This is a genomic window from Variovorax sp. dw_308 (assembly GCF_019207085.1).
Classification (GTDB): domain Bacteria; phylum Pseudomonadota; class Gammaproteobacteria; order Burkholderiales; family Burkholderiaceae_C; genus Variovorax.
Genome location: NZ_JAATOM010000011.1, coordinates 1 through 18,738 on the forward strand (window position 1 = coordinate 1; position 18,738 = coordinate 18,738).

Below are 18,738 nucleotides of genomic sequence, written 5' to 3' on the forward strand. Positions count from 1 at the left end.
CTAAACGCGGAGACATATCGTGTTCATCTTTTCTCAGCGACGTTATGTAATGATGTTTGAACCAAAGCTTTGCAAACAACTTTTGCAATCTTGGATCTAATTCAATATCTCTTGCATCGTCAGGGTAAAATTTGTCATTCATGATGTGGCAATATAATGTTGATGAACGGCTAGCGACGATTCATATCGGCTAGGTTTCGTAATCTTCATATGATGCATGTTCCTTGCTTATTTGCCCGCAGGCGACGATCTAGACGATCTGATGAATTTCTGAGTGCCAAATCTGGCTAACCTGTTGATTTCATTCAATTTCTAATAATCTAACACTTCTAATACTCATTCAATACCCGGTTCATGTGACATCTCGTTGCCCTTTGGAGTGAATCAATTTAAAAGCGCTAGAAGTTAGAAATCCAATGAAATCATGGAGTTAGCCCGCGCTTGGCCGTAGAAGCCTCTTCAGATGTCTAGAAAAATGATGGAATGTGATTTGCCGGTTCACTCAAATAGTCCTTGTAATTGGTGAGCATGTAGCATGTCGCGGTCGAATCAAACTTAACGTTTGCATCTGCCACGGAAATTCGCCTTAGTTCGCCACACGTTTGCAGTTCATCTATGGTTCGCCTAATCGTTGCGGTCGCGCCGTTTTTTGCGTGCTTAAAGGCGGCATCGCTTGTCAACCGCTTCGATATGTAGGAATGTGGAACGATGCCGTGAAGCTGCATCGCTATGCTTCCAACCTTGTATCGTTGCAATTCCGCCCAAGGCTTAGTGAACCACTCTTTAACTACTGCTCGAACTTTATGCTGTTGGGCCGTTTCAGAAATTGCCTGTTCTCCGACTTCGCCCGACTCAAACGCCGTAATTAATCGTGTGGTTGATTGAAATTCAACCTCAAGGGCCCATCTGGCCTGTTCTAAATTAATGATTGGAGTGTATGCATTAACTCCTACGGCAAATAGCGAGGCGATGCGATATGCTTTTTCAATGCGTCGAGTCCAAAGTAGTTTTGTCAGCTCTGGTGCATCTGAGTTGACAGTTTTCAGGTAGAACTCTTCGGCATCCGCAAACGCCTTGGCCGCATTCGGGTCCAACAGTACCTCTTGCGTGAAGCCTTGGCTGTTGAGTTGCAGTGTGTGGGCACAGAGGGTGTCAAGTCCCTTAATTAGTCTTGGATTGGTGTAACGGAATTCGTTTGCCGGCGGAATATCGCCGCTGTGTTCGAGGATGGTGAAACGAGGTATTAAGCCGGATTTAACCTGGTCTTCGCTGAATGCTTTATAAAACTCGGAGGGCGTTGAATCCCCAATAAAGCTGAATGCAGGTCTATAAATGGTTGTCGTATTCTTTGTGTTGTCCGAGTACACTGTTGGTCGAATAACGCCATTCGGTCCAGAATTGGTGAATAGATCCAACATGAGGCGAAGAAGACCCTTCGCGTTTTCGTTTGCGCGAGGGCTGCACAGTTGCTGTAGAAAAATTCCTACTTCGCCATAGTGACTAACCACTGACGGATGATTAGTAAGGTGCCGCACTAACGCTTGAGGACTCGCGTAGCTGGCCGCTCCAACGAAATCGCCCGCAGCGGGAACAGATTTTTGAACATGCGCCAATAGTCGATTAATGGATTCAGAAATGCTGTTCTTTCCTGTGCCACTGCCAGCAAGGAGTAAAAGCCACAAGTTCAAACCCCTCCCTTTGATGCTGTGGGAACGCCCACAAATACCCGCCATAAGCGCAAGGGCCGTGCAGACCGAAACTACCTTTATAGGTCGGTACGAATTGTTGAAAACGTCGTTGGCTATCTCAAAAACAAGTCCGTCTTGAGGAATGTTTTCGATCAACGGTATGTCTAATTTTGGCGTCACAAACTCATCCGACTAGTTAACCCGTTGCTTTAATAACGTTGCAACAAGACTTCGGATTTCACGGTCAGATTTGCCGGCAATGCGTGCCGCATTAATCGCTTCCAGTTCATGCGCGGGCCATGCAGCGCATCGCTCGCCTAGCTTCACTGGAGGCGTTAGCAAGCCTTGCTTGATTCGCAAATAGTGGGTGCTACGCGTGTTGCCGCTCATGCTGAGCGCGCCGGGCAGGCGAAGGAGAGTAGGGGTCATAAGTTGAGTCCAATACGATGCGACGGGACGCCGCTGCATGGATGAACTATGCCCTTGTATCCGGGGCTCCGTCTAGGTCGGACACGGGGAATAACTCTTGCAGTTATTCAGATCTTAATTCTTTCGCGCGAATTCTGATGCGCTTCGCGAAATCGTTAATTCGATTTTCTGGGAAGATACTATTGGAATGGTCGAGCAAATGGAACTTCGCCGCCGCGTATGCGGTCGTGTGTTCACTATTCACAAATGCTCTAGCGGCTTTATCTACAGCTTTTAGTTGCTGTGGATTTTCTCGCCTGCCAACTTTTTTTTCAGGCGGCATTGGGACGCATTCGATTAAGTATTCCGTCTTCGGGGATGCGGTAAGTGCAGTTCGCGCCTCATGCGGCAAATCTTCAGGCTTGTGAATCATGGTTGGTGCCCGATAACGCTGGCGTGGCGCATCACGCCGCTTCCTGATTGATTGCGACAACATTGCCCACAGTAGGGGCCTGCACGGTGCCGCAGAACTTCGCCCAATCGGCCATCAATCGGGCACGCTTTGCGAGCAAGTCGCCGCGTTGGTAGGCGGCTTCGGCTTTGTCCTTCAACTGGTGCGTGAGGGCGTGCTCGATCACTTCGCGCGGGTATGCCGTTGTCTCGCCAGCCCAGTCGCGGAACGTGGAACGGAAGCCATGCTGTGTCAGATCGCCGCGTTCCATGCGCCGCAGCACTGCGGTCAAGGCCATGTCGGAGAGTGGACCCTTGCGAGGTGCTGGAAAAATGTAGTCGCAACCCTCAACGCGAGGCAGAGCCTCCAGCAATTTCACGGCTTGCGTCGATAGTGGGACGCGATGCTCTTTGCGTGCCTTCATTCGTTCGGCTGGCACTGTCCAAGTCTTCGCCTGCAGGTCTATCTCTGCCCACAGTGCGCAGCGCACTTCGCCAGACCTAGCGGCGGTGAGGGTGGCGAACTCAAGCGCACGAGCGGAGACGCCTTCACGCTGGCGCAGTTCGCTCATAAACGCGCCCATGTGGGCATACGGGAGGGCCGCATGGTGCTCAACTTTGGCGACCTTGTTCCTGGCTGGCAGTTCGTTGTCAAGGTGGCCTTTCCACCGTGCCGGGTTGTCGCCTTGCCGGTAGCCGCGAAACGCGGCCCAATCGAGGACAGATTCGATGCGACCGCGCAAGCGGCTTGCCGTTTCGGTCTTCGCGTACCAAAGCTGCGCTTTGTCGTCGCCAACTTCTTGTTGGAGCACTGCAAGCACCAACCCGGTATCAATCGCGGCAACTGAAAGCTGTCCGATCTTCGGGAACGCGTAAGTTTCGAGAGTTGCGCTCCACTGTTTAGCGTGCTTCTCGTTTTTCCATCCTGCCCGATTCGCATCGACGTATGCGGTTGCGCATTCAGCAAAGGTCTTCGCCTTCGCCGTCTCAAGCCTCAAGCGTTGATCTTCGGCTTTGCGTGCTGCAATGGGGTCACGGCCATCGGCAACTAGCTTGCGATGACCCTCTGCCTTTGTTCGCGCTTCTGCAAGCGTCACGGTGTGCACTGGCCCAAGTCCCATCTCCCGAGCCTTGCCGTGCAGAGTGAAGCGATAGACCCAAGACTTACCGCCAAGCTTGCTGATCTGAAGCCACAATCCGCCGCCGTCGCCGTAGTAGCCGGGCGCCCTTGCCCGCTGCACCGCCACTGCCGAAAGTTTGTTGATACCGCCTGCCATCGTGTTGCCATCTACCCATGTTTCTACCCACGATATTAGGCCGGATCTCAACGGATGTAGCAAGCCTTCTTTGGACGATAAAGAACGCTAAGTTACTGTCATACCTCGAAAAAAGTGAATGTTGTTGAATCTTGTCAGACGCTAGGATGACGGACTCCGGTTCCGCCAGCTAGCCAAGTAGAAACGCCCCTCACGGGGCGTTTTTGCTTTCTGGCTCCGCTTTTCCCGATGCCTGTGGATGTCGCCTAGACAGGCTTCCGCCCGTTGCCGCCAGTCGGGTTGACGCCCCTTGGCGCTTGGTCCAAAGTACGCGCCCGGGGCGACAGGGCCGCCGATTACTCGAACGCGCGCGCCGTGCATGCCTGAACTTGCCACGCGACTCGCTTCCGGTGCGAGCGAACGAGGGGCTGCCGACTACACCAAGGTGCAAGCACCAACGAGGGAGAAGACATGAAGAAGATCGGAGTGCTGGTCCTCGCCAACCTTTTGCTGGCGCACCAGGCCATGGCGCAATCGGGCACGGGGCAGGGGCCGGTCTCGGGCAGCAGCCTGACGCTGTTCGGCATCGCCGACATACTCGTGGCCTATGGCTCCGGCAGCGCCGCACACACGATCCAACTCGCGAGCAACGGCAACGTGCAGTCGCGGCTGGGTTTCAGGGGCGTGCAGGATCTGGGCGGGGGGCTCGGGGCGGGCTTCTGGCTTGAAACCGGGCTCCAGGTCGACACCGGCACCGGCACCGCCGGCAACACCAACAATCAGCCGAGCGGTGCGACGAGTGCCGACTTCATGAGCTTCAGCCGGCGCGCCACGGTCAGCCTGATGGACTTTTGGGGCGAGATCCGGATGGGCCGGGATTTCACGGCGACCTTCCGCAACCGGGACCAGACGGACCCCTTCGGAACCAGCGGCGTGGGCGCATCGTTGCCCTATTCCATGTCGATCGCCGGGGTGACGTCGACGCGGGCCTCCAACATGGTGGGCTACTTCCTGCCGGGAGATCTGGGCGGCGTATTCGGAGAGGTTCAGGTGTTCATGGGGGAGAACATCTCGCACATGCCCAACGCGCAGGATGGCAATGGCTACCAGGCGCGCATCGGCTGGAGCGGCGGACCGTTCGGCATTGCCGTGGCGACCGGGAAGACCAAGTACGCGCAAACAGCCACTACCGGGGATATCGATGTCTACAACATCGGCGCTTTCTACGATTTCGGCGTCGTGCGAATGACGGCGGGTTACTTCGTCGATGAGCGCAAGCAATTCGTCTCCGTGAAGAGCACGAGCTACATCGTCGGCGCCGTGATTCCGGTGGGACCGCACCAGTTGAAGGTTTCGTATTCGTCGAACGGCACCGACGAGGTCACGGACCCGCGGGCCAAGAAGGTGGCGCTGGGCTATGTCTACAACCTCTCGAAGCGGACGGCGGCCTATGGCACGGTGGCCTATCTGCGCAACAGCGGCAATTCGGCGGTCGCGTTGAACAATTCGATCACCGAACCCGGGCGCAGCTCACGGGGCGTCGACCTGGGCTTGCGGCACAGCTTCTAGGGTTTTCGCGCGTGTCAACGCGGCCCGGGCTTGCGCAGCTTGTCCAAGTCCATCAGCGCGCCCGGAATCGTCATGAGCCGCAGAGCTTCGGCGGGCGTCACGTTCTGTTCGCCAGCAAGGAAGCGCATCTGGCAGTCGCCGATGAGGATGGTGTCGCCGTTGGACAGTGCGCGCGACGTGATGCGATGGCCATTGACGAAGGTGCCGTTGCTGCTGTCGAGGTCGCGGATCCAGACGGCGCCGCTTTCGACGGTCAAGGTCGCGTGGAAGCGGCTGACGCGGTCCGAATCGATGACGACGTCGTTGCTGTTGGCGCGACCGATCCGGGTGTCGGCCGCGGCCAGCGGGACCAGCTTGGTCTTGCCCGGATGGGTCATCACAATGAGCTTGGGCATCCGAAAGTCTTCCTTGGGTTCAAGCGCCGGGCTGCGCGGTAGGGAGGGCGGCGGGTTGTAGGGATGTGTCCTACAGGTGGCGCTGAGCCGAATATGACGCGGGACCGTCTCTTTGTACAGACATCCCAGGCGTTGCGTTGTTTCCCCGCGCAACACGAAAGTTGCTGCCGCGGCGGGCCCGCGCGAGCCTACTCGACGATCAGTCCCTTGAGCGCCGGGTCGTCCGGCGCTTCCTTCAGCTTCATCTGCTGGAGCGTCTTGATCAGGAGCCGCGCGATCATGAGGTTGCGGTGTGTCTTGCTGTCGGACGGGATCACGTACCAGGGTGCATGCCGGGTCGAAGTAGCCGCCAGCAACTTGTCGTAGGCGCGCTGGTAGTCGTCCCACTTCTTGCGGGCATCGAGGTCGCTGAGATCGAACTTCCAGTGCTTGCCGGGCGTGTCGATGCGATCCTGCAGGCGTTCGCGCTGGGTCTCCTTGCTGATGTGCAGCATGCACTTGATGACCACCGTGCCGGTTTCGCTGAGGAGGCGTTCGAAGTCGTTGATCTGTGCGTAGCGGCGCTCGGTGGCCTTCTTGTCGATCCAGCCTTCCACGACCGGCACCAGCACGTCTTCATAGTGGCTGCGGTTCCACACCATGATTTCACCCGTGCGCGGCACCACGGCATGGCAGCGCCAGAGGAAATCGCGCGCCTTTTCCTCGAGCGACGGGGCCTTGAAGGCGGCCACGCGCACGCCCAGCGGCGAGGTGCGCGAGAACACCCAGCGGATGGTGCCGTCCTTGCCGCTGGTGTCCGTGCCCTGCAGCACCAGCAGGATCTTGCGGCTGCCTTCGGCATGCAGCAGGTTCTGCAGTTCGTCGAGTTGGAGCGCGAGCGCGTCGAGCTGCTCGACCTGCGCGCTGCGTGAGCCTTCGGCAAAGGGCGTCGCGCCTGGCTTGATGTCTGCGAGGTGGAAGGACTTGCCGACGCGGTAGTTCTTGAAGCTGGCCATGCGCGATCCCCATTGCTTTGCAAAACGCGAGCGTACGCGACCCGGGCCGTTGGCGCAGGGCGCCGTTGCAACTCCGCTTCGGATTGCCGAACCTCATGCGGGCCGAAACTGATTGACATCTAAACATGTGAAAAGTAATGTACCGTCACCTGGCGCGACCGGCGGCAGAGAACCATCCATCTCGAATCCTGTGAGGTATAGCTTCATGAAAATTGCAATCCTGGGCGGAGGCCATGGCTGCTACGCCGCCGCCGCCGACCTGTCCGAGGCCGGCCATGAGGTTCGCCTCTGGCGGCGCGATGCGGCGGCGCTGGGGGCCGTCATCGCGGCGGGTTCCATTCACCTGAAGGATGCGGAGGGCGCGCGCGACGTGGCGATCGCGAAGGCCACCGCCGACATCGGCGAAGCGATGCGCGGCGCGCAGCTCATCCTGATCCCGTCGCCTGCCATCGCGCAGGCCGACATAGCGCGCGCCATGGCGCCGCACCTGGTGGACGGGCAGGTGGTGTTCCTGCCGCCGGGCACCTTCGGCAGCTACGTGATGGCGCAGATCGCCCGCGAAGCCGGCAGCAAGGCTGACGTCGCCTGGGCCGAAACCGGCACGCTGCCTTACCTGGCACGCAAGCACGGCGAGCGCGAAGTCAACGTGACGATCCGCGCGATTCACCTGCCCACCGGCGTGTACCCGGCGCGCAAGGAGAAGGAGGCGATCGAGGTGATCCGGCAGGCCTACCCCAGCGTGCATGGCTGCGGCGACGCGCTGTCTGGCGCCCTGATGAATGCCGGCCCAGTCATCCACCCGCCGCTGATGGTGATGAACGCCGCGCCGCTGCAGCACTTCGAGCGTTGGGACATCCACAACGAAGGCACGCAGAAGGCGGTGCGCGCCGTGACCGACCAGCTCGACAACGAGCGCATCGCTGTGCGCGAGGCCTTCGGCCATGCGGGCCCGCACTATCCGCTGGCCGACCACTACAACAACGACAAGTGGATGTACGGTGACGCGCACAAGCAACTCGTGAAGTCGGGCGACTGGCGCGAGAACATCGACCTCTACGGTCATCGCTACATCACGGAAGACACCGAGCTTGGCCTGGCTTTCCTGGCGTCGGCCGCTCGCCATGCCGGCGTCGATGCGCCGATCGCGCATGGCTTGCTGGCGATCGTCGGTGGCTTCCTCGGGCGCGACCTGCGCAAAGGGCCGCGCACCTTCGACGCGCTGGGGCTGAACGGGCTGAACCGCGATGCGCTGAAGGAGCGCCTGCATGACGGCGTCTGATTCCGCGCGGGTGCCTGGGCCGCGCGTGGTGGCGGTGGGTGCCGGACGCATGGGGCGCGGCATCGCGATTGCGTTCGCGTATGCGGGCCATCGCGTGTCGCTGGTCGACTTGCGCGAGCGCAGCGACGAGGCCTGGCGGAAGTTGCATGAAGAGGTGCTTGCAGAGGTTGAATCGAGCCTCGGCGGACTGGCGTCGCTGGGTGTGCTGGCGCGCGATCAAGTGGCCGGCATCGTGGCCCGCATCGACGTGGTGCGCGCGGTCGATGCGCCGCGTGCGCTGTCTGCAGCGGAGCTGGTGTTCGAAGGCGTGCCGGAAACGCTGCAAGCCAAGCGCGAGGCCTTCGAGCACATCAATGCGCATTGCCGCGACGACGCCATCCTGACCTCGACCACGAGCAGCATCCTGGTCACGCAGATCGCCGAATTCGTGAAACGCCCCGAGCGCTTTCTCAATATTCATTGGCTCAATCCGGCGTACGTGATTCCGGTGGTGGAGCTGAGCTATCACGCCGGCACCGACCCAGCAGTGCTCGCGCGCGCCAAGGCGCTGATGGAGGAGATCGGCAAGCTGCCGGTGGTGTGCGGACCGACCCCGGGCTACATCGTGCCGCGGCTGCAGGCGCTCGTGATGAACGAGGCGGCGCGGATGATCGAGGAGGGCGCGGCCACTGCGGAAGAGATCGACAAGGCCACGCGGTTTGGACTGGGCCTGCGATTCGCGGCGCTGGGCGTGGTGGAGTTCATCGACTTCGGCGGCAGCGACATCCTGCATCACGCGAGCCGCGAGATGTCGGCATCGATCGACGCCAACCGCTACAAGGCACCGGCCATCCTGGACAAGATGATGAGCGAAGGGCGCCTGGGGTTGAAGACCGGCAGCGGCTTCTACGACTATGCCGGCCGCGACGTCGGCGCCTACCGCAGCGACGTGCTGTTGCGCACGCTGGGCATGTTGAAGCATGCCGGGCTGTGGCGCCCGCCGGCGACGGCGACGCAGGATTAGCGAGGCAGCGCGTGAACGGCCCGGACATTCGCCGCGCGTTTGCGGACCTGTCGGTCGGGCAGGTTCACTACGCCTGTGCCGGCGAGGCGAGTGCGCCGGCCGTGTTGTTCCTGCACCAGACGCCGCGAAGTTGGGCCGAGTACCGCGCGGTCCTGCCCTTGGTCGGCCGGCGCTATTTAGCGGTGGCGATGGACACGGTCGGGTTCGGCGATTCGGCGCCCGCGCCGTGGGCGCCGACGATCGAGCATTGGGCGTCTGTCGCGGTGGAACTGCTGGCTTCGCTGGGGATCGAGAAAGCGCATGTCGTGGGGCACCACACCGGCGGCGTGATCGCGGTCGAACTGGCTGCGGCATGGCCGGAGCGCGTGGGGTCGCTGGTGCTTTCTTCCACGCCGTTCACCGATGCGGCCTTTCGTGCCGCGCGTGCCACGAGCAAGCCCATCGACGCGGTCACCCGCAGCGGGGACGGCGCGCACCTGCTGCAGATGTGGCGCAACCGGCAGGGCTTCTATCCGGCGGACCGCGCTGACTTGCTGGAGGCGTTCGTGCTTGATGCGCTGAAGGTGCGGAGCGATCTCGAAGGCGGCCATCGCGCGGTGGCGTCATATCGGATGGAGGAGCGGATCGGCCGTATCAGGCAACCGGTGCTGTTGCTGCGTGCCCCCGGCGACCCCTTTGCGTCGCCGCATGCCGCTGAACTGGCGGCGTATCTGCGTGATGCACGCATCGTCGATATCGAAGGCGGGATGGTGCCCTTACCCGACCAGTTGCCCGACGCCTTCGCCGAAGCGATCCTCGACTTCCTCGACCGGCTCGAATGAGCAAGCCGGCGCGGCGTCAATCCTCTTCGTCTTCTACTGCGGCGCCTGCATCCTCATGCAGCTCGATCATCCGCCGCAACGTGTTCTTCAGCACCTCGGCGCTCTGCAGGCCGAAAGGCTCCAGCACGCGATGCTCATGTTCGCGCGCCAGTTCCATCAGGTGCTTGACGGTGCGCTCGCCTGCGTCGGTGATGCGCACCAAGGTGATGCGCCGGTCACTGTCATGGGGCAGGCGCTCCACATGGCCCTTGCTGGCCATGCGGTCCAGCATGCGCGTGACGGTCGGTTGCTTCATCACCGCGACCTGCGCAAGGCGGCCAATGCTGATCGGGTCGCCGCCTGCCAGCGTGGCCATCACGCGCCACTCCGAGATCGAAAAACCATGCTGCCGCGCCACCTTGTGGAACTCCGAGGAGATCAGGTGGCTGGCCTGCGCGAGCAGCGCCGGCAGGTAGTCGTCGACGAAGTGCCGGGGCACCGGCAGCGGCGCCGAAACAGCCTGTTTGCGTCGAGTCGAAGCTGGCACGGTGCTTGCGTTTCTAGGGTTATTCATGATTGTGCATACATTCAGATCTAAAGAATATACGCACTTCGGGCGAGCGCGTCCGAGGGTTTTCAAGGAGCACTATGGCTGAGCGGTCTTTTGTCGAGGAAGTAAAGAAGCTGAGGCTCGGCGCCGGAGACATTTTCAGCGGCGAGGGCATTCTGGCGGTGACCAAGGGTTTGCTGGAATCGGGCGTGGCCTATGTCGCCGGCTACCAGGGCGCGCCGATCTCGCACCTGATGGATGTGCTGGCCGATGCGCAGGACATCCTGGCCGAACAGGGCATCCGCTTCGAGAACAGTGCGAGCGAAGCGACGGCGGCGGCGACGCTGGCGGCATCGGTCAACTATCCGCTGCGCGGCGCCGTGACCTTCAAGGCGACCGTGGGCACCAATGTGGCCTCCGATGCGCTGGCCAACCTGGCGTCCGGCGGCGTGACCGGCGGCGCGCTCATCATCGTGGGCGAGGACTACGGCGAGGGCTCGTCGATCATGCAGGAGCGCAGCCATGCCTTTGCGATGAAGTCGCAGATGTGGCTGCTCGATCCGCGGCCCAACCTGCCCTCGATCGTCGATGCCGTGAAGCAGGGCTTCGATCTTTCCGAGGCGAGCAACACGCCGGTGATGCTGCAATTGCGCATCCGCGCCTGCCACGTGCACGGGCAGTTCGTCGCATCCGACAACGTGCCGCCGAAGTTCACGCTGAAGGAGGCGATGGAGTCGCCGCAGCGCGACGTGAGCCGCATCGTGCTGCCGCCTGCCAGCTTCGTGCACGAGCAGGAAAAGGTGCGCGACCGCTGGCCTGCCGCAGTTCGCTTCATCGAGGAGCGCAAGCTCAACGAGTTCTTCAACGAAGGCGCGGACGACATCGGCGTGATCGTGCAGGGCGGCAGCTACAACACGCTGGTGCGCGCGCTCGAGCGGCTCGGGCTGGCCGACGTGTACGGCAACTCGAAAGTGCCGCTGTACGTGATGAACGTGGCCTACCCGGTGATCGACAGCGAAGTGCTGCGCTTCTGCAAGGGCAAGCGCGCGGTGCTGCTCGTCGAGGAAGGGCAGCCCAACTTCATCGAGCAGAACCTCGCGACGATCCTGCGGCAAGCCGGCGTCGATGCCGCGCTGCACGGCAAGGACATGCTGCCGGTGGCTGGCGAATACACGGCCGCGGTGTTGCTCAAGGGCGCACGCACATTCTTCGAGCGCTATGAACGCATCGCGCCGCTGCCGGTGGTCGCGCCGGTGCGCAGGGTCATTCCGCTCACGGCCGTGGCCAACATCGGTGTCGATGCTGCGCCGGAGCCCTCGCGTCCGTTGGACGATAGCGTGCATGCGCGCCCGCCGGGCTTCTGCACCGGCTGTCCGGAGCGGCCGATCTTCAGCGCGATGAAGCTGGTCGAGCGCGAACTCGGTCCGCACCACATCAGCGCCGACATCGGCTGCCACCTGTTCTCGATCCTGCCGCCGTTCCACCTCGGCAACACGACCATGGGCTATGGCCTGGGCGCGGCCGGTGCGTCTGCGCTCAACGTGCCCGCGGGCAAGCGGGCGATCTCGATGATGGGCGACGGCGGCTTCTGGCACAACGGGCTGACCAGCGGCATTGCCAACGCGGTGTTCAATCGCAGCGACAACCTGACCATCGTGGTCGACAACAACTACACCTCGGCCACGGGCGGGCAGGACATCCTGTCGTCGACGGCGATCAATCCCACGCGCAGCACCGGCCACGCGATCGAGCAGGCCGTGCGAGGCGTCGGCGTGAAGTGGGTCAAGACCATCCGCCGCACCTACGACGTGGCCGGCATGCGCGACCTGTTGCGCGAAGCCCTGACGACGAAGGAGAAGGGCCCGAAGGTGCTGATCGCGCAATCGGAATGCATGCTCAACAAGCAGCGCCGGGAGAAGCCGCTGGTGCGCAAGGCCGTGGCCGAAGGCAAGCGGGTGGTTCGCGAGAAGTTCGGCATCGATTCCGACACCTGCACGGGCGACCACTCGTGCATCCGCCTGTCGGGCTGCCCGTCGCTCTCGATCAAGCCCAACCCCGATCCGCTGCGCACCGACCCGATTGCGACCGTGCTCGATAGCTGCGTCGGCTGCGGCAACTGTGGCGACGTGTCGCATGCGGCAGTGCTGTGCCCGTCGTTCTACAAGGCGCAGGTCGTGAGCAATCCCAACAAGTGGGACCGCCTGCGCGAACGCGTGCGCTCTTCCGTCATCGGCTGGATGCAGCGCGGCGATGCCCGGCGCCGCGAACGTTTCGCCTTCTGAAGTCTTCATGAATTCCACACAACCCATCAAGATCGCCATCCTGGCCATGGGCGGAGAGGGCGGCGGCGTGCTGGCCGACTGGATCGTCGACCTCGGCGAGCACAACGGCTACATCGCGCAAACCACTTCCGTGCCCGGCGTGGCGCAGCGCACCGGCGCCACCATCTACTACGTCGAGCTTTATCCCGAGGCACGCGCCAAGGCCGATGGCGGCCATCCCGTGCTGGCGCTGATGCCGCTGCCTGGCGACGTCGACCTGGTGCTGGCATCGGAACTGATGGAAGCGGGACGCGCGGTGCAGCGCGGGCTGGTCACGCAGGACCGCACCACGCTGGTCGCCTCTACCCATCGCGTGTATTCGATTGCCGAGAAGTCGGCGATGGGCGATGGGCGCGTGGACAGCGAGCAATTGGTCGCGCATGCGCAGAAGGCGGCCAAGCGCTTCATCCGCTTCGACATGGCGCAAGCGGCCGAGCAGGCGGGCAGCGTGATCAGCGCGGTGCTGTTCGGCGCGCTGGCGGGCTCGGGTGCCTTGCCTTTCAGCCGTGCGCAGTTCGAGGCGACGGTGGAGCGGGGCGGCGTTGGCGTGAAGCCGAGCCTGAAGGCGTTTGGTGGTGCGTTCGAGCGAGTGCAGTCGGGGTCGGAAGCCGATGCGGCGGCGGCAGCGTTGCCTGCGCGCGCGGCGCCAGCGCCCAGCCATCCGGCAGTGCGGGCATTGGTTGAGCGCGTGCAGAAGGATTTCCCCGTGTCCGCCCAACCGATCCTGCTCGAAGGCGTGCGCCGGCTGATCGACTACCAGGACACGGCCTATGCGGGCACCTTCCTCGACCGCATGTGCAAGATCCACGCGCTGCGCATCGACGATGGCGGCAGGCTCGCCGAGAGCACCGCGCGCCATCTGGCGCTGTGGATGTCGTATGAAGACACCGCGCGCGTCGCCGCCCTGAAGACACGTGCCACCCGCTTCGACCGCGTGCGCGACGAGACCGGCGTGCAGGCCGACCAGGTGATGGCCATCAACGAATACATGCATCCGCGCCTGCAGGAGATCTGCGAGACGTTGCCCGGTGGCGTCGGCCGCTGGTTGATGAACTCGGGCATGCCGCGCCGCTTTGTCGAGCGCATGACGCAAAAGGGTCGCGTGATCCAGACCAGTTCGCTGCATGGCTACCTGATGCTGCGTTGCGTGGCAGCGGCCGCGCGCTGGCGCCGTTCCACCACGCGGTTCGCGGAAGAGAACCAGCTCATCGAAGAATGGCTGGAGCGCATCGCGCAAACCGCCGCGATCAACCCGGCGCTGGCGCTCGAGATTGCGGAATGCCAGCGTCTGGTAAAGGGCTACAGCGACACGCACGAACGCGGCTTGCGCAACTACACGCTGGTGATGGGCGCCGCCCGACGCGCCGGCAGTGCGCTGGCACCCGCCACCTTGCGGGAACTGCGCGATGCGGCCCTTGCCGACGAGCATGGCCACCAGCTGCGCGCCGTGCTGGCCCACTACGCGCTCGCCTGACAACGACAGAAGAGAGGCACGATGTCACACGAACCACTTCCCACCCTCACGTTGCGCGTCGCGGAGGCGCGGCAACTCAATCCGCTGATCCGCATGTTCCGGCTGCGGACCGACGACGGTTCCGCGCTGCCCGGCTTCACGGCCGGCGCGCATATCCGCGTGAAGGTCGCGCTGCCCGATGGCAAGGAAGATTGGCGTCACTACTCGCTCATCAATCCTGAAGCGAAGCAGGGCGCGACCGAGGCGCCGCATGAATACGTGATTGCCGTGCGCATCGAGGATGGCGGCCGCGGCGGCTCGCGTTTCATGCACCAGACCCTGAAGGAAGGCGACGCACTGACCATCGAGGTGCCGAAGAACGACTTTCCGGTGCACGACGGCGCGGCGCGGGCGGTGCTGATCGCCGGCGGCATCGGCATCACGCCGATGATCAGCATGGCCGCGCAACGCAAGGTGCAAGGCGCGCCGGTGCGCATGCACTATGCCGGCCGCAGCCGCGAGTTGATGGCCTTCCTGCCGGAACTGGACGCGTTGCTCGCTGGCGACCTCATCGTCCACACCGACGTCGAGGCTGGCGCGCCGTTGAACATCGAGGCATTGCTCGACGGCTGCGAGTCTCAAGACCAGCTTTATGTCTGCGGCCCCAAGGTCATGCTCGACGCCGTGCTTGCCGCCACGCAAAAGCGCGGCTGGACGCACGACCGCGTGCACTTCGAACTCTTCACCACGCCGGCCGTGGAAGAGGGCGACCATCCCTTCGAAGTCGTGCTCGCGATGTCGGGCAAGACCTTCACCGTGCCGGCCGACAGGACCATCCTCGACTGCATGATCGACGAGGGCTGTGACCCGATGTACGACTGCAAGCGCGGCGAATGCGGCGTGTGCGCGACGCCGGTGATGGAAGGCGAGATCGACCATCGCGACTACGTGCTGATGGCCAGCGAGAAGGCCGCCGGCAACGTGATCCAGATCTGCATCTCGCGTGCCAAGGGTGCGCGGCTGGTGCTGGATGTCTAGGAAGAATTCAGGAGACCCCACATGACGACCTACCGCGGAAATCCCGAAGCGATTCGCGCGCTGGTGCAGCCCGACCGCGTGCACCGCGACCTCTACATCAACCAGGAATTGTTCGACCTGGAGCAGGAACACTTCTTCGCGAACACCTGGAACTACGTCGGCCACGACAGCCAGTTGCCCAAGCCCGGCGACTACATCAGCAACGAGATCGGCGGCCGCCCGCTGATCGTGGTGCGCCACACCGATGGCTCCGTGCGCGTGATGATGAACCGCTGCGCCCACAAGGGCTCGCGCCTCGTCAGCGCGCCCTGCGGCAACACCGGCAAGTTCTTCCGCTGCCCGTATCACGCGTGGACCTTCAAGACCGATGGCTCGCTGCTGTCGATCCCGTTGAAGAACGGCTACGAAGGCACGCAACTGAGCCAGTGCGAATCGTCCAAGGGACTCACGCAGGTGAAGAACGTGCGGCTCTATCGCGGCTTCATCTTCGTCAAGCTGAACGACACGGGCCCGGACTTCGAGGAGTTCTTCGGCGACTCGCTGAGTTCCATCGACAACATGGCCGACCGCTCGCCCGAGGGCGAACTGGAGATTGCCGGCGGTTGCCTGCGCTTCATGCACCAGTGCAACTGGAAGATGTTCATCGAGAACCTCAACGACACCATGCATCCGATGGTGGCGCACGAGTCGTCCGCCGGCACCGCCAAGACCATGTGGTCGGGCAAGCCGGCGGAAGAGCCCAAGCCGATGGCCATCGAGCAGTTCGTGCCCTTCATGTCGGACTACAAGTTCTTCGAGGATATGGGCGTGCGCGTGTTCGACAACGGCCACAGTTTCTCGGGCGTGCACTACAGCATCCACAGCAAGTATTCGGCGATTCCGGAATACGACGCGGCCATGCAGGCGAAGTACGGGCCGGAGCGCACCCAGCAGATCCTGGGCCTCGCGCGGCACAACACGGTGTACTACCCGAACCTCACGATCAAGGGCGCGATCCAGTCGATCCGCGTGGTCAAGCCGATCGCGGTCGACAAGACATTGGTCGAGAGCTGGACCTTTCGCCTGAAGGGCGCGCCGCCGGAGTTGCTGCATCGGACCACGATGTACAACCGGCTCATCAATTCGCCTTTCTCCGTCGTCGGCCATGACGACCTGCAGGCCTATCGCGGCATCCAGGCCGGCCTGCACGCCAGTGGCAACGAATGGGTCAGCCTGCATCGCAACTTCGATACGGCGGAGGTCGACCAGAAGGACGTGACCGCCATCGGCACCAGCGAGATTTCCATGCGCAACCAGTACCGCGCATGGGAACGCCACATGACGGCGAACATGGCGAGCGTGGCGGAGAAGGCCGAAGCATGACCGCTGTTACCCGCCAGGACCTCATCGACTTCGTCGTTCGCGAGTGCCGCCTGCTCGACGCCAAGCGCTATGAAGAGTGGAACGCGCTCTTCACCGACGACGCCTTCTACTGGTTGCCGCTGGTCCCCGACCAGGAAGACGGCTACCAGCACACCTCGCACATGTACGAGGACAAGCTGCTGCGCGACCTGCGCATCGAGCGCCTGAAGAGCCCGCGTGCCTTCTCGCAGCAGCCGCCCAGCCGCTGCCATCACCTGTTGCAGACGCCGACCGTGGAGTCCTTCGACGAAGCCGGCAACAAGTTCATCGTGCGCACCGAGTTCCACTACACGGAGTCGCAAGGCGACGAATTGCAGTTCTACGTCGGCACCTTCTTCCATCACCTCACCTTGAGCGATGGCGCGCTGCGCATGACGCTCAAGCGCGTGAACCTTCTCAATTGCGACGCGGCCCTGCCGGCGGTGCAGTTGTTCATCTGATCGAGCCCATGCACGCCACTGTCTACGACGTCTTCCGCGCCACCGCTGCGCGCACGCCGGATGCGGATTTCCTGTTCACCGAATCCGTGACTGCCGCCGCCTACGGCATCGACGCGGGCGCCATCCGCTGGAGCGCTGCCGCTGCCGAAGTCGAGCGCCTGCGCGCTGCGTACCGCGCTGCCGGCTGGGGCCATGGCCACCGGGTCGGCCTGTTGCTGGAAAACCGGCCCGCTTTCATCTTCCACTGGTTTGCGCTCAATGCATTGGGCGTGAGCGTGGTGCCCATCAATGCGGAGATGCGCTCGGCTGAACTGACCTACCTGATCGGCCACAGCGAGATCGGCCTGGCGGTGACCTTGCCGGAGCGCGCGGCGGACTTGCGTTCCGCCGCGGCGCAGGCCGGCGTGCCCTTCAACACCATGTCGGCCGATGGCGCAGTGCCGCGCGCCCCCACGGTGCCGCCGCGCATGGACGGAGCCATCGGTGCTGGCACCGAGTGCGGCTTGCTCTACACCTCGGGCACCACCGGCCGGCCCAAGGGCTGCATCCTCGACAACTGCTACTTCCTGCGTGCCGGCGAGTGGTATGCGGCGCTCGATGGCGTGTGCAGCATCCGCCGCGACACGGAGCGCGTCATCACGCCGCTGCCGTTGAACCACATGAACGCGATGGCGTTCTCGACCATGGTGGTGCTGGTGGCCGGCGGCTGCCTGGTGCAGCTGGACCGTTTCCATCCGAAGAGCTGGCTGCAGAGCGCGCGTGAAAGCGGCGCGACCATCGCGCATTACCTGGGCGTGATGCCGGCGATGCTGCTGAGCGCGCCGCCTTCGCCCGCGGACCGGGAGCATGCGATCCGCTGGGGCTTCGGCGCCGGCGTGGACCGCAAGAACCACGCACCCTTCGAGCAGCGCTTCGGCTTCCCGCTGGTCGAGGCCTGGGCCATGACCGAGACTGGCGCCGGTGCCTGCGTGATGGCGAACCGCGAGCCACGCCTTGTGGGTAGCAGTTGCTTCGGCCGCCAGCCCGATTTCCTCGAGGTGCGCCTTGTCGATGAAGATGGCCACGATGCCGTCGGCGATGCGCCGGGCGAGTTGCTGGTGCGTTCGGCCGGCGGCGATCCGCGCCGCTATTTCTTCTCGGGCTACCTGAAGGACGCCGAAGCCACGCGCGAGGCCTGGGCCGATGGCTGGTTCCACACCGGCGACCTGGTGCGCCGGGACGCGGACGGCAACTTCTTCTTTGTCGACCGCAAGAAGAACGTGATCCGCCGCAGCGGCGAGAACATCTCGGCGGTGGAGGTGGAGAGCGTGCTGAACCAGCACCCCGCGGTGAAGACATCCGCGGTTGCGGCGACGCCGGACCCGGTGCGCGGCGACGAGGTGCTGGCCTGCATCGTGATGCGTGAAGACGCCACCTCGTCGGCTGAACTCGCGGCCAGCATCGTCGCGCATGCGCTGTCGCAACTGGCCTACTACAAGGCGCCCGGCTATGTCGCCTTCGTCGATGCCTTGCCGCTGACGCCGTCGCAGAAGATCCAGCGCGGGCAACTGAAAGAGCTTGCGCACGCCTTGCCGGGGCAGGCCAATTGCATCGACACGCGGTCGATGAAGAAGAGGCAGGCATGAGCATCGCAGGACCGCGCCAGCATGTGAAAGCCCCCATGGCGGGCAGCGAGGACGCGATGTGCCGAAC

Annotated in this window: 16 protein-coding genes; 10 read left to right on the forward strand and 6 right to left on the reverse strand. The window is 62.9% G+C overall.

The features are described from left to right. Positions 1 to 467: 467 nt before the first annotated feature. The 3 genes from HCU76_RS20665 to HCU76_RS20675 form a co-directional block, all read right to left on the reverse strand. Complete coding sequence (locus HCU76_RS20665; protein WP_218510506.1) at positions 468 to 1,844, reverse strand: hypothetical protein; 1,377 nt, start codon at positions 1,842 to 1,844, stop codon at positions 468 to 470. Positions 1,845 to 2,220: 376 nt separating this feature from the next. Further along, positions 2,221 to 2,529: a hypothetical protein gene (locus tag HCU76_RS20670; RefSeq protein WP_218510507.1), complete on the reverse strand. Its 309-nt coding sequence runs from the start codon at positions 2,527 to 2,529 to the stop codon at positions 2,221 to 2,223. 31 nt (positions 2,530 to 2,560) lie between these two features. Then, on the reverse strand, positions 2,561 to 3,823 hold the full coding sequence (locus tag HCU76_RS20675; protein WP_218510508.1) for a site-specific integrase: 1,263 nt from the start codon (positions 3,821 to 3,823) through the stop codon (positions 2,561 to 2,563). Positions 3,824 to 4,273: 450 nt separating this feature from the next. Here HCU76_RS20675 and HCU76_RS20680 point away from each other — a divergent pair, with 450 nt between their 5' ends. Continuing rightward, positions 4,274 to 5,371 (forward strand): porin, encoded by a 1,098-nt coding sequence (locus tag HCU76_RS20680; RefSeq protein WP_218510509.1) that lies wholly within the window; start codon positions 4,274 to 4,276, stop codon positions 5,369 to 5,371. 14 nt (positions 5,372 to 5,385) lie between these two features. On the opposite strand, the gene HCU76_RS20685 is transcribed toward HCU76_RS20680, so the two are convergent. Both HCU76_RS20685 and HCU76_RS20690 read right to left on the reverse strand, forming a co-directional pair. Next, positions 5,386 to 5,766, reverse strand: coding sequence for an FHA domain-containing protein (locus HCU76_RS20685; protein ID WP_213954122.1), 381 nt, complete (start codon positions 5,764 to 5,766; stop codon positions 5,386 to 5,388). Between the two features lie 188 nt (positions 5,767 to 5,954). Then, positions 5,955 to 6,761 carry a PPK2 family polyphosphate kinase gene (locus HCU76_RS20690; RefSeq protein WP_213954123.1) on the reverse strand — a complete coding sequence of 269 codons (807 nt, stop codon included), beginning with the start codon at positions 6,759 to 6,761 and terminating at the stop codon, positions 5,955 to 5,957. 205 nt (positions 6,762 to 6,966) lie between these two features. Here HCU76_RS20690 and HCU76_RS20695 point away from each other — a divergent pair, with 205 nt between their 5' ends. The 3 genes from HCU76_RS20695 to HCU76_RS20705 are packed head-to-tail and all read left to right on the forward strand — an operon-like array spanning position 6,967 to position 9,864. Continuing rightward, entirely contained in the window at positions 6,967 to 8,040 is a 1,074-nt protein-coding gene (locus tag HCU76_RS20695; protein ID WP_213954124.1) for an NAD/NADP-dependent octopine/nopaline dehydrogenase family protein, read from the forward strand. Beyond that, positions 8,027 to 9,043: a 3-hydroxybutyryl-CoA dehydrogenase gene (locus HCU76_RS20700; RefSeq protein ID WP_218510510.1), complete on the forward strand. Its 1,017-nt coding sequence runs from the start codon at positions 8,027 to 8,029 to the stop codon at positions 9,041 to 9,043. Before HCU76_RS20695 ends, HCU76_RS20700 begins: the two co-directional genes overlap by 14 nt. Next, positions 9,010 to 9,864, forward strand: coding sequence for an alpha/beta fold hydrolase (locus HCU76_RS20705; RefSeq protein WP_371319869.1), 855 nt, complete (start codon positions 9,010 to 9,012; stop codon positions 9,862 to 9,864). Before HCU76_RS20700 ends, HCU76_RS20705 begins: the two co-directional genes overlap by 34 nt. Before the next feature lie 16 nt (positions 9,865 to 9,880). On the opposite strand, the gene HCU76_RS20710 is transcribed toward HCU76_RS20705, so the two are convergent. After that, positions 9,881 to 10,390 (reverse strand): MarR family winged helix-turn-helix transcriptional regulator, encoded by a 510-nt coding sequence (locus HCU76_RS20710; RefSeq protein WP_371319870.1) that lies wholly within the window; start codon positions 10,388 to 10,390, stop codon positions 9,881 to 9,883. 101 nt (positions 10,391 to 10,491) lie between these two features. On the opposite strand from HCU76_RS20710, the gene HCU76_RS20715 reads away from it, so the two are divergent. Genes HCU76_RS20715 through HCU76_RS20740 form a run of 6 tightly spaced genes read left to right on the forward strand, consistent with a single transcriptional unit; the run spans position 10,492 to position 18,671 of the window. Further along, a complete protein-coding gene (locus HCU76_RS20715) occupies positions 10,492 to 12,675 on the forward strand; it encodes an indolepyruvate ferredoxin oxidoreductase subunit alpha (RefSeq protein WP_213954127.1) in 2,184 nt (727 codons plus the stop codon). Positions 12,676 to 12,682: 7 nt separating this feature from the next. Next, a complete protein-coding gene (locus HCU76_RS20720) occupies positions 12,683 to 14,188 on the forward strand; it encodes an indolepyruvate oxidoreductase subunit beta family protein (RefSeq protein ID WP_213954128.1) in 1,506 nt (501 codons plus the stop codon). Between the two features lie 21 nt (positions 14,189 to 14,209). Next, positions 14,210 to 15,205: a PDR/VanB family oxidoreductase gene (locus tag HCU76_RS20725; protein WP_218510512.1), complete on the forward strand. Its 996-nt coding sequence runs from the start codon at positions 14,210 to 14,212 to the stop codon at positions 15,203 to 15,205. 21 nt (positions 15,206 to 15,226) lie between these two features. Then, positions 15,227 to 16,567, forward strand: a complete 1,341-nt coding sequence (locus tag HCU76_RS20730) for an aromatic ring-hydroxylating dioxygenase subunit alpha (RefSeq protein ID WP_218510513.1) — start codon at positions 15,227 to 15,229, stop codon at positions 16,565 to 16,567. Next, on the forward strand, positions 16,564 to 17,046 hold the full coding sequence (locus tag HCU76_RS20735; protein WP_218510514.1) for an aromatic-ring-hydroxylating dioxygenase subunit beta: 483 nt from the start codon (positions 16,564 to 16,566) through the stop codon (positions 17,044 to 17,046). The genes HCU76_RS20730 and HCU76_RS20735 overlap by 4 nt, the downstream gene beginning before the upstream one ends. 8 nt (positions 17,047 to 17,054) lie before the next feature. Next, complete coding sequence (locus tag HCU76_RS20740) at positions 17,055 to 18,671, forward strand: AMP-binding protein (RefSeq protein WP_218510515.1); 1,617 nt, start codon at positions 17,055 to 17,057, stop codon at positions 18,669 to 18,671. The last annotated feature ends 67 nt before the right edge of the window (positions 18,672 to 18,738 follow it).

Bases quoted from the DNA above. Each gene is read 5' to 3' on its own strand.
- HCU76_RS20670 (WP_218510507.1), bottom strand. From the start codon at position 2,529: ATGATTCACAAGCCTGAAGATTTGCCGCATGAGGCGCGAACTGCACTT.
- HCU76_RS20675 (WP_218510508.1), bottom strand. From the start codon at position 3,823: ATGGCAGGCGGTATCAACAAACTTTCGGCAGTGGCGGTGCAGCGGGCA.
- HCU76_RS20680 (WP_218510509.1), top strand. From the start codon at position 4,274: ATGAAGAAGATCGGAGTGCTGGTCCTCGCCAACCTTTTGCTGGCGCAC.
- HCU76_RS20685 (WP_213954122.1), bottom strand. From the start codon at position 5,766: ATGCCCAAGCTCATTGTGATGACCCATCCGGGCAAGACCAAGCTGGTC.
- HCU76_RS20690 (WP_213954123.1), bottom strand. From the start codon at position 6,761: ATGGCCAGCTTCAAGAACTACCGCGTCGGCAAGTCCTTCCACCTCGCA.
- HCU76_RS20695 (WP_213954124.1), top strand. From the start codon at position 6,967: ATGAAAATTGCAATCCTGGGCGGAGGCCATGGCTGCTACGCCGCCGCC.
- HCU76_RS20700 (WP_218510510.1), top strand. From the start codon at position 8,027: ATGACGGCGTCTGATTCCGCGCGGGTGCCTGGGCCGCGCGTGGTGGCG.
- HCU76_RS20715 (WP_213954127.1), top strand. From the start codon at position 10,492: ATGGCTGAGCGGTCTTTTGTCGAGGAAGTAAAGAAGCTGAGGCTCGGC.
- HCU76_RS20720 (WP_213954128.1), top strand. From the start codon at position 12,683: ATGAATTCCACACAACCCATCAAGATCGCCATCCTGGCCATGGGCGGA.
- HCU76_RS20725 (WP_218510512.1), top strand. From the start codon at position 14,210: ATGTCACACGAACCACTTCCCACCCTCACGTTGCGCGTCGCGGAGGCG.
- HCU76_RS20730 (WP_218510513.1), top strand. From the start codon at position 15,227: ATGACGACCTACCGCGGAAATCCCGAAGCGATTCGCGCGCTGGTGCAG.
- HCU76_RS20735 (WP_218510514.1), top strand. From the start codon at position 16,564: ATGACCGCTGTTACCCGCCAGGACCTCATCGACTTCGTCGTTCGCGAG.
- HCU76_RS20740 (WP_218510515.1), top strand. From the start codon at position 17,055: ATGCACGCCACTGTCTACGACGTCTTCCGCGCCACCGCTGCGCGCACG.